This is a genomic window from Bowdeniella nasicola, from assembly GCF_001907295.1.
GTDB classification, from domain to species: Bacteria; Actinomycetota; Actinomycetes; order Actinomycetales; family Actinomycetaceae; genus Bowdeniella; species Bowdeniella nasicola.
The window spans coordinates 1-12,091 of record NZ_MQVR01000017.1 but is presented as its reverse complement, the minus strand read 5'-3'; the positions used below and the strand labels follow the sequence as shown (position 1 = coordinate 12,091).

Below are 12,091 nucleotides of genomic sequence, written 5' to 3'. Positions count from 1 at the left end.
AAACAGCGGAAAGACCCGGCATTTTTCGACAATGCCGGGACTTTTGGCCGATGACTCGAACAGGTTCGACCAGTTGGGTTAAATCGCGGCGACCGCCTGGCGCGCGATCTCCCATTCCTCGTTGGTCGGAACAACGAGGACCTTGACCTTGGAAGAGTCGCGAGAGATCTCGCGGATTCCGCGGCCCGAGGCGCGGTTGCGGGAATGGTCGAGCTTGATGCCAAGGAACTCCAGGCCCTCGGTCGCCATCTCGCGCATCTTCGCATCGTTCTCACCGACGCCCGCGGTGAACGTGATGACGTCCAAGCCGCCGAGGACGGCGGCGTAGGAGCCGATGTACTTCTTGATCCGGTGGGCGTAGACGGCGAGCCCGACGCGCGCGTTGCGGTCGCCCGCTTCGGCCATCGAGTGGACGATGCGCAGATCGTTCTGGCCGGTCAGGCCCTTCATGCCCGAGCGCTTGTTGAGCAGGTTGTCGATGTCGTCGATCGACATGTGCGCATTGCGAGCCAGGTGGAAGACCGCGGCGGGATCGATGTCGCCGGTTCGGGTGCCCATGACCAAGCCCTCCAGGGGGGTCAGACCCATGGAGGTATCGACCGCGCGGCCGGCATCGACAGCGGAGGCGGAGGCGCCGTTGCCAAGGTGCAGCACGATCTGCTTGAGGTCCATCCGGCCGAGGTGGTCGGCCACCGTCTTGGAGACGTACTGGTGGCTCGTGCCGTGCGCGCCGTAGCGGCGGATCGCGTACTTGCGTGCGACCTCGCGGTCCAGCGCGTACGTCGCGGAGGCGGCGGGCAGCGATTGGAAGAACGCGGTATCGAACACGACGACGTGCGGCACGTTCGGCAGGAGGCGCTGGGCGACCTTGATGCCGGTGAGGTTGGCCGAGTTGTGCAGGGGCGCGAGCGGCACGAGGGCCTCGATCGTGCGCAGCACGTCGCTATCGACGACGGTCGCGCGGTCGAAGAAGGCGCCGCCCTGGACCACGCGGTGGCCGACGGCGACGACGTTCGACTCGTGCAGATTCGGGCCGATCGAGCTGAAGAGGTCGAGGACGCGCTCCAGGCCCATGGCATGGTCCTGGATCGGGTTGTCTTCTTCGATCTTGTTTTCGCCATAGGTATGGCGCAGCAGCGAGGAGCCTTCTCCGATACGCTCGACGAGACCGGAGGCGATGGCGTGGCCGTCGGCCGGGTCGACCAGCTGGTATTTGATCGAGGACGATCCGGAGTTAACGACGAGGACAGTCTGGTTCATACAAATCTCCTAGCCTTCGGCCTGGATGGCCGTGATGGCCACGGTGTTGACGATGTCGTGCACGAGTGCGCCGCGCGAAAGGTCGTTGACGGGCTTGTTCAGCCCCTGCAGGACCGGTCCAACGGCGACGGCGCCCGCCGAGCGCTGGACCGCCTTGTACGTGTTGTTGCCGGTGTTGAGGTCCGGGAACACGAACACGGTCGCGCGGCCCGCGACTTTCGAGTCGGGCATCTTGGTGGAGGCGACCGCCGCGTCGACGGCGGCGTCGTACTGGATCGGACCCTCGACGAGGAGCTCGGGGGCGCGTTCACGCACAATCTCGGTGGCTTCGCGGACCTTGTCCACGTCGGCGCCGAACCCGGAGCTGCCCGTTGAGTAGGAGAGCATCGCGACGCGCGGATCGATCCCGAACTGTTCGGCGGTGGCCGCCGAGGAGATCGCGATATCGGCGAGCTGGGCCGCGCTCGGGTCGGGATTGACGGCGCAGTCCCCGTACACGAGGACGCGGTCGGCCAGCAGCATGAGGAACACCGAAGACACGATCGAGGTGCCGGGAGAGGTCTTGATGATCTCGAAGGACGGCTTGATCGTGTGGGCCGTCGTGTGGGTGGCACCGGAGACCATGCCGTCGGCGTAGCCGAGGTGGACCATGAGCGTGCCGAAGTAGGACACGTCTCGCACGATCTCCTTGGCGCGGTCCTCGGTCATGCCCTTGTGAGCGCGCAGCCGCGTGTATTCGGCGGCGAACTCCTCGAGGTAGTCCGACATCGTCGGGTCGAGGATTCTCGCGTCGTCGATCGCGAGGCCAAGCTCGGCGGCGCGGGCGCGTATGGGGGCTTCCTGGCCGAGGATGGTCAGGCGCGCGGTGCCGCGGGCCAGCAGCGTCGAGGCAGCGCGCAGGATACGGTCGTCCTTGCCCTCGGGCAGCACGATGTGCTTGTTCGCGCGCTTGGCTCGATCGAGCAGTTCGGCTTCGAACATGAGCGGGGTGACGACGGAGGATTCGGCGACCTCCAGGAGCTTCGCCAGCTCGTTTGTGGGCAGATGCTTTTCGGTCAGCTGCAGTGTCGTGTCGATCTTGCGCTGGGTGCGGGTGGTCAGGCCCCCGCGCGTGGTCGCGACGATCTGCGCGGTTTCGTACGTGTTCGTATCGCACGTGATGATCGGCAGGCGCGAGGCGAAGCCGGAGACGAGCTCGGTGACGATCTCGGCGGGCTGGTAGCCGCCGTTCAAGATGATGCCCGCGAGCGACGGGAAGCCCTCTGCAGCGTGGGCAGCGAGCAGCGAGATCAGGAGTTCGGAGCGGTCGCCGGCCGCGATCGCGACCTGGCCTTCGGCGAGGCGTTCGAGGATGTGTTCGACCCCCATCCCGCACACGAGGAGGGATTCGGCTTCGCGATCGAACAGCGCCTCATCGCCCGACAAGACGGTGCCGCCCAGGGCCTCCTTGAGGTCGCCGACGGTCGGCGCGGACAGTAGGGGATGTTCGGGGATGATCCACACGGGCAGGGCATCGCCGAGCGCGGCGCGGATCTCGGCCTCGTCACCATCGGCGCGGTTGGCGATGACGCCAACGACCGAGGCGTGGCCCGCGGTGATTTCGGAGACGCCGAGTTCGGCGACCTGGCGGATCTCATCGGGGGTGCGGCGCGCGCCTCGCACGGTGAGCAGGACGGGCGCGCCAAGGTTGGCGGCGACCCGGGCGTTGAAGGCGAGTTCGGCGGAACCGGCGACGTCGGTGTAGTCGGAGCCGATGATGACGACGAGGTCGCACTTGGACTCGACTTCGCGGTACTTCTGGACGATAGTCGACAGGGCGGCTTCGGGATCCTCGTGCAGATCTTCGTAGGTAATGCCGACGACGTCGTCGTAGGTCAGATCAGCGCTGTCGCGTTCGATGAGCAGTTCAACGAGAGCGTCCGGCTCGCCGGAGCGAACGACCGGCCGGTAGATTCCGACCTTGCCCGCGGTCTTGGTGAACATATCGACGAGGCCGAGAGCGACGGTTGATTTACCGGTCTCACCCTCCGGGGAGGCGATGTAGATGCTGTTAGCCATGGGGAGAGCTCACTCCTGGGCGTCGACGATCATTGCTCTTCCACCCTAATAGGCGAAAACACCCGACGAGGGCCCGTAAGGTCCTACTTTGCGTCGGACAAAACGTTGAGCCCCGCCACACACGCGATGATCCCGAGCACGAGGAATGCCTTGGCGACGGTAAGGCTTTCCGCGCCCGTCGAGACGGAGTAGGCAAGGGTCGTAACAGCGCCGACCGCGACCCACACGGCATAGCCGGTGCCGACGGGAATGGAGCGCAAAGCGAGGCCGAGCCCGCCCATAGAGATGATCGCGCCGACGGCGAACCAGACCATCGGGAGGAGCTTCGTGAAGCCTTCGGTCTTGGCGAGCGCAACCGCCCACACGGTTTCGAAGGCACCAGAGACGATGAGGATGACCCAGGCCATGACGCGGACCTTTCGTTAGGGGAGAGGATCGGTGAGATTGCGGCCCGACTCCAGGGCGAGGAACGCCGTGATGACGCGCGCAATGACGACGTGGATATCGGAGTGCAGGCCCGTAACAAGGCCGTTGCAGTGATCGATAAGGTCATCGAGGAGGGCGCCGTCGAGGTCGGTGAACTGCCGCAGGCGGAGCTCGCGGCCGCCCGCTTCATCGCCGGAGCTCCAGGCGTCGGCCTCCGCGGCGCACCATTCGTACTGCTGCGCGCAGCGCGCGGAAAGGTCCGGATCGCCGTCGTTGCCGTGCTGCAGCTCGACGACGTCCGAGGCGAGTGGCCGGCTCGCGGCGCCGCGTTCGAACGGCAGGATCGTGCGGGCGGTCGCGACGAGGCGCTCGCCGCCTTCGTTCGTCCAGGCCATGGAATCCAGGATGCGGCTGATCCAGGTGCCATCGCGCAAATCGGCGACGAAGTCTTCGCTGACGGGCGCGGTGGCGCGCGAGATTTCGCGCCATCCCTTGGCTCGGGAACTCGCGACGCTCGCCATGTGGTCGCGCATCTCATCGGACAGGGGAGGAAGGTCACTCATGCCAACGAGGATACGGCAGCTAGGCTTGAGTACATGTCGGACAGGATCAGTGCTCAGCAGTTTGTGCGCGCGGCGTTGACCCCCCGAATGATCGGAGTATTCGTCCTCCTCGTGATCGCCGCCGTCGTGTGCGTCCAACTGGGCGCATGGCAGCTCGACCGATCCTTAGAACGAGGCGAGGCCGGGGCCCGCGCGGCCCAGGAAAAGATGCTCGCCGCCCCGAAACGCCCACTCGATGAGGTCCTGGCGCCGCAGTCGCAGTTCAAAGCCGATCACCTCGGCGCGAAGGTCGAAGCGACCGGCACCTTCGGGGACCAGGTCCTCATCCCGAACCGGCTGGTCGATGGCCAAAGCGCGACCCTCATCGTCGCGGATTTCGTCATCTCCGAAGGGCCCGCGGCGGGCGCGCACCTGCCAGTCCTTCGCGGCTGGGTGCCAGCAGACCGGGCGGGCGTGCGCGACGGCTCCGCCTTCGGATTGGAGGACCCGGCGCTCACACCTCCGGAGGGAGTGCAGACGATCAGCGGCTTCCTCGCCAATTCGGAGCAGGAGTCGACCCCGTCACGGATCCCTGGCACGCTCACCCACCTGTCGAGCGCCCAACTCGTGGGTCTGTGGGGTAATCCGATCTATACCGGCTACCTCGTCGCCGATGCCACCCGAGGTTCCCTCACCGTCGCGCCGCCACCAGATCTGGTGAAGGATTCGGGTAGAAACTGGCAGAACTTGGGATATGCGGCCGAATGGTTCATCTTTGGCGGCTTCGCGCTCGCCCTGTGGGCAAAGATGGTGCGCGACGAGGCGCGTCACCAACAACGAGACCGAGAGGCATCCGCATGATTCCGCACTATTTCGCCATGGACGATGACCAGGCGCGTGAGTTCGTCGCCGCCCAGGCCGCGGGCACGCTAGTGACGTCCCGGCCCGATGGCAGCTTCGATACGACGTTCCTGCCGATCATTTGGGACGGCGATGTCATTCGGATGCACATGGGGCGCGCGAACGAGCAGTGGAGCGCGGGCGATTTCCCGCGGCCCGCGATCCTCGTGTTCACCGGAGCACACGGCTACGTTTCGGCCGCCGACTACGACCTGCCCGAGGGCATGGTCGCCGCTTCGACGTGGGACTACACACAGGTGACGTTGCACGGCGAACTCGCCGTCGCAAACGACTCCGAAGTCGCGCGCGAGTATGCGCTGGAGTTGTCCTACCACCACGAGCGGGAGATCGCCGAGGGGCTCACCGACGATTACCTGCGGCGGGCGTCGCGCGCGATCATCGCGGTGACGTTCACCGTCGAGAGGATCGAGGGCGTCGCGAAACTCAGCCAGAACAAGCTTCCGCATGAGCGCGAGCGTATCGTAAAGCGCCTTCGCAGCTCTGGCTGTCCCGCCCACGCCGACCTCGCCGAGGATATTGCTGCCGCGCCGTCGAAGGCGCGCCGGAAGCCCTTCCTCGGACCGTTAAAAAGCGCGCACTAACCATCGAGCTGGCTCCACACGTCCGCAGCGATTGCGGCTCGCGAATCACATGACGTGCACAGTGTCGTTTCGCCGGGGTAGAGCGGCCGATTGCAGCGTTCGCAATGCGCTGCAAACACCTGCGTGATGACGGGTGGCGGCGGCGCGAAGTCACAGACGAGGCTGAGTGCATCGACCGGGCAGGTCTCGACGCAAATCCCGCAGCCGACGCAGTCCGACGGTTCGACCGACAGGCTGAAGGACGCGCCAACATCGAGGGCGGACAGCGCCCGCGTCGGACATGCACTGACACATGCGCGGCAGCCCGTGCACGTGGAGCGGCCGGACGCGTCCTCGCACACCCGTGGGCGCGGATACAGCGGATGCCAAGAGCGGTGCCCGAGCGCCGCGATGAACGACTCGCGAACCTGGGGTGCGCCCCGATTACCGGTCGCCGCGGGGGCATCGGGCGGCAGGACCGCGAACAGTTGGCGGCGGTCTATCGCAACCTGGCGCGTCGCACTCGGCGCCGGCCGGTCGGAAAAACGCGTCACGGGTAGCCCGAGCCCGCTCACCTGGGCGGCGGCCCGCAACGCATCGACCGACTCAGCTACGCGCGATTCGGGCGCGACGGGGCACGTGTCGCATTGCCCCGTGTATAGGTCGATCCGGGAATCGCCCGCTTGCAGGGATGCCAGGACGTCTTCGGGTTCGAGGCCGGCCAGGCAGGGGCTCGCCCCGCCCGCTTCATGGCAGGCGAGATAGCAGGCCCCGTCGGCGCGTTGGATGCGCACGGTCTCGGCGCTAATGGCGCTCGCTGGGCAGGCAGTCACGCACGCGCCGCAACCGGTGCAGTCGGCGACGCTGACGCGTGCACCGCCCTCGGTGAGCTCGATGGCGTCGTTTGGGCAGGTAGCGGCGCACGCCGCGCACGCCCAGTCGTTGGACCGGACGCACGCGGCGGTGTCGATGAGGGCAGGCGGGTTAAGCCTTGACGACGTCGACACGGGAATCGAGCTGCGCCGCGCCGCCGCCGATGGGATCGCAGATCCCGCCGCCGCCGGCCTCATCGTCCAGCAGGATGTTGACGGCAATGCCCGTCGACCGGTCGGTCGCGAAGCCATGCTCCTCGTGGCCCGCATTGATGTAGCGGGCCGACGCGGTGTGACCGTAGGCCGGCGTCTTTTTCACCACCTGGCCATCGACCTCGTAATCGGCGGCGCCGTACTGTTTGTGTCCGAAGGCCGCGTCGGCTCCGACGATTCCGGGCCGGATGCCCTCGGTGACGTACGCGATGCCTTCGGCCTCGCCGCTCGCGCTGGTGATTCTTACCTTGTCACCGCTCTTAATGCCGCGGGGCTCCGCGTCGCGCGGGTTGATCGTGAGGTAGTTCGTCGAACGCACCTCGCGCAGCCACGTCGAGTTGATCGTGCGATGTGTGCCCTGCTGACGTGCCTTCCAGTTCACGAAGTGGAAGGGCAGGTCCTTGCCGGGTGGAACCGAACCATCGGAGCGGGTGTGCTCTCGCACGACGGGCAGCCCGTCGAAGAACTCGCCGCTGATGGCGTCCTTGGTGCCGGCGACCTTCGGGTCATAGAACTGGCACAGCCCCTCGTAGCGGGACTTCAGCCATTCACCTTCGTAACCGTTGGCGTGGTCATCTCCGTGCTCTTCGAAGCGGCCGCCGCGGTTCAACACGGTGACGACCTTCGGCCACTCTTCGGCCGTGACGCCGGCGCGCCACACGTCCTCATCGAAGCTGTCTCCGAGCGCCTTTTTACGGGTGGCGGTGAAGAGTTCGAGCTCTTCGGCGGGCGCATCGGCGACGGGTTTCTTCCCGGCGTAAGCGATGTTGGCCGCCATCTTCATGTAATAGTCCTCGACGGTCTCGAAGTGCGCGCCCTCGCCAAACGCGTTCTTCCCGACGCCGGGCAGCTCCATGGCCTTGGCAAGTTCGAGGTAGAACCATTCGACCGCGCGCGGACCGTCGAAGGCTCGCGTGACAGGCTGGCCAAACTGCGTGACCGCATACTGCTGAGACGGATAGATCGATTCTTGGGTGAACCGCTCCAGGTACGTCGTATCGGGCAGCAGCAGGTCGGCATATGCCGCGGAGTCACCCATCGCGATGTCGAAGGCGACAAGCAGCTTGATCGCGTTCGTATCCTGCAAAATCTCCGCCTGGCGGTGAGCGCCGGGCGAGGAGTTCAGCGGTGAATGCCGGTGCATGAACAGTGCATTGAGCGAGTACGGGTAGCCTATCGCGGCGCTCGGCAGCACCTCGTGGCAGAGGTTGCCGGGGAAGGGGTACCAGCGACGCTTGGCGGGGTAACCGTCCTGTTTGAAGAAGGACGTTGTCTCGTACTTCGTCTTTTCACGCGTGATCGGCACACCCCATGCCTTGCGGGCTTCCGGCACGGTGTCGAGGTCGTAGCGTCCGGCGCGGGGTTTGAAGCCGCGCTGCGCGGTGATGTGGCCGCCCTTCCAGTCGTGGTTGCCGAGCAGGAAGTTGATGTAGCCGATGGCGCGAATCGTGTCGAAACCGTTGGAATGCATCGCCGGGCCGCGGTAGCTCATGATGCCGGCGCGCTTGCCATGGGAGGTAAGACCGTGCGCGATCTGCTCGATCTGCTCCACGGGCACGCCCGCTTCCTTGGCGTGCTCGTCCAGGGACTTGGCGAACACTCGTTCCTTCAACAGCGTGAAGACCGACTTGACGCGAACCGGGCCATTCGGGGTCTGGACCTCACGATCGACCTCGAGTTCGGCCGGTTCGCTCGCTTCGGAGGCCGGGGTGAGCGTGTCGCCGATGAGAACCATCGGTTCGGGATCGACGGGCTTGCCGTCCGGGCCGGGCTCGGGTGCGGGTTGCCCCATATCGACGACGGAGAACTTGCCGCGCTTTTCGTCATCGACCTTGACGAGATATGTCGCGTCGGTCCACGTGGGCTCGCCGATAGCCTCAGCGGCCTTCGTGCCAGCGGAGCGCAGGTATTTCTCGTCGTAGCGGCCCTTATCGAGCATCCAGTGCAGGATGCCGAACGCGAGGTGAATATCCTTGCCCGGCAGGACCGGCACCCACACGTCGGCCTTCTCTGCCGTCTTGCTCATGCGGGGGTCGACGACCACCATCGTCATGCCGCGGGCGCGTGCCTTGCCGATGCGCGGCGCGAGCCACGTCGGGCCCTTTTGGGCGGTCAGCGGCTCGGTACCCCACACAACGAGGTAGTTGCAGTAGTCGATGTCCATGTACATCCGCTTGTACCCGGTATCCGGATGCATGCGTGCGTTCGCGACGACGCCGGTGACACCGCAGGTGCCGCCGTGGTTGAAGTGGTTGATCGAGCCGAACGAGTTGTGGAACATGCGGTCGCCGAGCAGCGCCATCCGGTCGCCGCCAAGCATGGCCATGAGGTTCGACTTCGGTCCGAGCTCGGGACGTTTGGAATCGATGAGCGCCTCGCCCCAGGTAGCATCGAATTCCTCCTGGGTCATCTCGCCCGCGGCGACCTTGTCCCAGTCCTCCATGACTTTTTTCTTTGGCGCGAACCTGTACCAGGAACGGATACCGGGCACCCCGAGTTCGCTGTCGCCGTCGAGGACCATCGACAGGGCCTCTTCCCAGCTGATCGTCTGCCACTTACCCGATCCGCGCTCGCCAACGCGCTTCATCGGCTTCTTAATGCGCGCGGCGTCGTGGGCGATCTGTACGCCCGCCTGGCCCTTGAGACAGGCGATGCCGCCGGAGCGGGAGCGCGCATTGCGCTTCATGTCGCCGATGCCTTTGACTGCATCCTCCGGAGAGGTGTCGTAGGGGATCGGACCGACGGGCTGGGTGGTCAGCGGCGAGTATGGGTTACCCGCGATCTTGCGGACGAGGCTCGTCGCTTCGCCGCCTTCGGTCGGGGTGATACGCACCTTGATCGTGCAAAACGTATTGCACTGCATGCACATCGTGTGGATGACCTCATCTGGGGTGTAGACCTCCGCGAGGTCGCCCATGCCGTGTCCGCTGGGCTGTTTGAACGGATCGCCGAAGCCTTCGCGCCACAGGGCGCCGACGACGGCGGCACCTCCGACAGCCGCGGCCGTGCCCTTCAGGACGGTCCGGCGCTTCGTGCCCGATGCGCCTTCCGCTTCCGGGGTGTTTTCGGCGGTGGGCCCGGGATTGGGGGTCTGCTCACTCATCGGGCGTCCTCCAGTTCAGCGGTGCGGTCGGGATCCTCGGCGGGATCGGGGTCGTGGACTGCCTGCCATTCAGAAAATAGTGAGTAGGCAAGCGCACCGACAGCAATGATAAATACGCAGACGAGCGCTTCGGACAGGGTCGGGAAGTACCAGTTTTGGGGGAAACCCTCCATGACGGGAACAGCTAGGGGTGGCACAACGATGTTGAAGCGCACTCCGACGATTCCCACGACGACCATGCAGGCGGCCGCAACAATCCATTTGGGGCTCTTTTTCAGTGGAGAGAACAAGATGATTGCTGGGATCGTCAGGCCTATCGCCATTTGTAGGATCCAGAACGTCCACCAGTAGGGGCCGGTCAGCATGAGTGCCATGATCGTGCCGTCGTGCTCGTGGAACGCGAGGAAGGGCACGATGAATTCGTAGAAGGTCAAGCCGAGGTCGACGACGACAGCGCCCAGGAGCACGACACTCATGCGCTTCATGAGGGTGTAGTCAGGCTGGCGGCCAGCACCCTTGGCCTGGAAGTAGTGCACTGCGATGAGTAGCGCTGTTCCTGAGACGACCGCGGAGACTACGAAGATCACCGGGAACAGGCCGCCGAACCACATGCCGCGGGCTTTGACGACCGCGAAGATCGTTCCCGTTCCGCCGTGGACGCCGAAGATCGCGAGCGGCACGCCGATGGTGCCAAGGATCCGCATGATTCGGTGCGCCTTTTGCAGCGAGTCGACGAGCCGGTACTGCACGCGCAACGCGATGACGAGTTCGGTGATGAGGAGCGCGATATACAGCAGATAGAAGCGCACTTCCCACGACAGCGGTGATGTCCAGTGGAAGTAGAACATCGTGTTGAAGGCACGCTCGAAGCGACCCAGGTCCATTCCGATGAAGGCGAGCGCGACGCCCATCGACACGATGGCTGAGGTCAGGGCAGCGCGACCGATGCGTTCGAATTGGTACATCCCAAAGACATAGACGAGGGATGACAGCAGGAACGCACCGGCGGACAGGCCAACGAAGTAGATGTAAAACGCGACCCACGCGCCCCACGGCATGTGGCTTGTCAGGTCGGTCATATGGAGGCCCTGCGTGAGGCGCTGGTACATGGGGTAGGCGCCGGCAAGCAGGCAGATGCCAAGGAAGCCGTACCAGATGACGCGGGCGCGGTTGGTGAGGAAGGGGTAGTGCTCGAAGGACCATAGGCCTTTGCGACGCTTGGCGGGAGGGAAGTTGTCGTCGTGGGTTTCCGCCACGTCGGCGGTGAGATCGGAAGTCGATGCGGCAGACGTCATCGGGCACTCACTTTAAGTAGTAGACGCGTGGCTGGGTGCCCATCTCTTCCCGGAGTCGGAAGGCGCGAGGGTCGGCGGCCAGCTTGGATACGAGAGATTCGGGATCGTTGAGATCACCGAAGTATCGGGCGTCCCCGATACAGGTTTCGCAGCAGGCGGGCTCTTCCCCGCGTGCGGTACGGTGCATACAGAACGTGCATTTACGGACGGTTCCTACGGGCGGGCGGTTGCCGCGTCGAGGGGCGTGTTCCGTGCCCCATTCGGGGACCGTGATGTCGTCGGCACCCTGCATTTCGACGTCGTAGGTTTCTCCGAAATCAAAAGACCGTGCGCCATACGGGCACGCGGTGATGCAATAGCGGCAGCCAATGCAGCGGTCCTGGTCGATGATGACGACGCCATTTTCGGCCTTGTAGGTCGCGTTTACCGGGCAGACACCCACGCACGGCGGCTGATCGCACTGCATGCAGGGGCGGGGGATGTTGACACGGCGTACGTTTGGGAAAGTTCCGGTTTCTTCCTCCAACACGACGTTGTAGTTCACTCCTGGGGGAGTGCGGTTCTCGGCTTTGCAGGCCACGGTGCACGAGTCGCAGCCCACGCATTTTTGCATGTCAATGACCATGCCCCATTTGGGAGGACCACCTTCGGACGGGCGGGATTCGATCTGAACGTGAGTCTTCACCGCGCCTCCTCATCGTCGTTGAATCCTATATGACTGGTTTTTTAAAGCTATAGGATCTAGGTGTAGTTCCTTGGGACGTTGCGAACGGTCGAGATGAGATGAAGACCTCCGGCAGGATGTGGGTTACCACACTCGCATCCAGTCACCGGAGGTCTT

General features: G+C 64.8%; 10 protein-coding genes. 2 read left to right on the top strand and 8 right to left on the bottom strand.

From position 1 onward, the window contains the following. Positions 1 to 78: 78 nt before the first annotated feature. From BSZ39_RS04330 to BSZ39_RS04315, 4 genes are all read right to left on the bottom strand, one after another. A complete protein-coding gene (locus BSZ39_RS04330; protein WP_073716158.1) occupies positions 79 to 1,260 on the bottom strand; it encodes an acetate/propionate family kinase in 1,182 nt (393 codons plus the stop codon). A 9-nt stretch (positions 1,261 to 1,269) separates the two neighbouring features. Further along, on the bottom strand, positions 1,270 to 3,318 hold the full coding sequence (gene pta / locus BSZ39_RS04325) for a phosphate acetyltransferase (protein WP_073716157.1): 2,049 nt from the start codon (positions 3,316 to 3,318) through the stop codon (positions 1,270 to 1,272). A gap of 83 nt (positions 3,319 to 3,401) precedes the next feature. Next, complete coding sequence (locus BSZ39_RS04320) at positions 3,402 to 3,725, bottom strand: DMT family transporter (protein ID WP_073716156.1); 324 nt, start codon at positions 3,723 to 3,725, stop codon at positions 3,402 to 3,404. Positions 3,726 to 3,740: 15 nt separating this feature from the next. Beyond that, positions 3,741 to 4,307 carry a hypothetical protein gene (locus tag BSZ39_RS04315; RefSeq protein ID WP_143180365.1) on the bottom strand — a complete coding sequence of 189 codons (567 nt, stop codon included), beginning with the start codon at positions 4,305 to 4,307 and terminating at the stop codon, positions 3,741 to 3,743. Between the two features lie 87 nt (positions 4,308 to 4,394). On the opposite strand from BSZ39_RS04315, the gene BSZ39_RS04310 reads away from it, so the two are divergent. Both BSZ39_RS04310 and BSZ39_RS04305 read left to right on the top strand, forming a co-directional pair. Continuing rightward, a complete protein-coding gene (locus BSZ39_RS04310) occupies positions 4,395 to 5,147 on the top strand; it encodes an SURF1 family protein (protein ID WP_073716154.1) in 753 nt (250 codons plus the stop codon). Next, the gene (locus BSZ39_RS04305) at positions 5,144 to 5,788 is read left to right on the top strand and encodes an FMN-binding negative transcriptional regulator (protein ID WP_073716153.1); all 645 of its coding nucleotides are present in this window, start codon (positions 5,144 to 5,146) and stop codon (positions 5,786 to 5,788) included. The genes BSZ39_RS04310 and BSZ39_RS04305 overlap by 4 nt, the downstream gene beginning before the upstream one ends. On the opposite strand, the gene BSZ39_RS04300 is transcribed toward BSZ39_RS04305, so the two are convergent. The 4 genes from BSZ39_RS04300 to BSZ39_RS04285 are packed head-to-tail and all read right to left on the bottom strand — an operon-like array spanning position 5,785 to position 11,935. Then, positions 5,785 to 6,774: a 4Fe-4S binding protein gene (locus BSZ39_RS04300; RefSeq protein ID WP_073716152.1), complete on the bottom strand. Its 990-nt coding sequence runs from the start codon at positions 6,772 to 6,774 to the stop codon at positions 5,785 to 5,787. The genes BSZ39_RS04305 and BSZ39_RS04300 overlap by 4 nt on opposite strands. After that, complete coding sequence (locus BSZ39_RS04295) at positions 6,752 to 9,955, bottom strand: molybdopterin-dependent oxidoreductase (RefSeq protein ID WP_083602933.1); 3,204 nt, start codon at positions 9,953 to 9,955, stop codon at positions 6,752 to 6,754. The genes BSZ39_RS04300 and BSZ39_RS04295 overlap by 23 nt, the downstream gene beginning before the upstream one ends. Continuing rightward, positions 9,952 to 11,250 carry an NrfD/PsrC family molybdoenzyme membrane anchor subunit gene (nrfD, locus tag BSZ39_RS04290; RefSeq protein WP_073716151.1) on the bottom strand — a complete coding sequence of 433 codons (1,299 nt, stop codon included), beginning with the start codon at positions 11,248 to 11,250 and terminating at the stop codon, positions 9,952 to 9,954. Before nrfD ends, BSZ39_RS04295 begins: the two co-directional genes overlap by 4 nt. Positions 11,251 to 11,257: 7 nt before the next feature. Then, positions 11,258 to 11,935 carry a 4Fe-4S dicluster domain-containing protein gene (locus tag BSZ39_RS04285; RefSeq protein WP_245792422.1) on the bottom strand — a complete coding sequence of 226 codons (678 nt, stop codon included), beginning with the start codon at positions 11,933 to 11,935 and terminating at the stop codon, positions 11,258 to 11,260. Between the last annotated feature and the right edge of the window lie 156 nt (positions 11,936 to 12,091).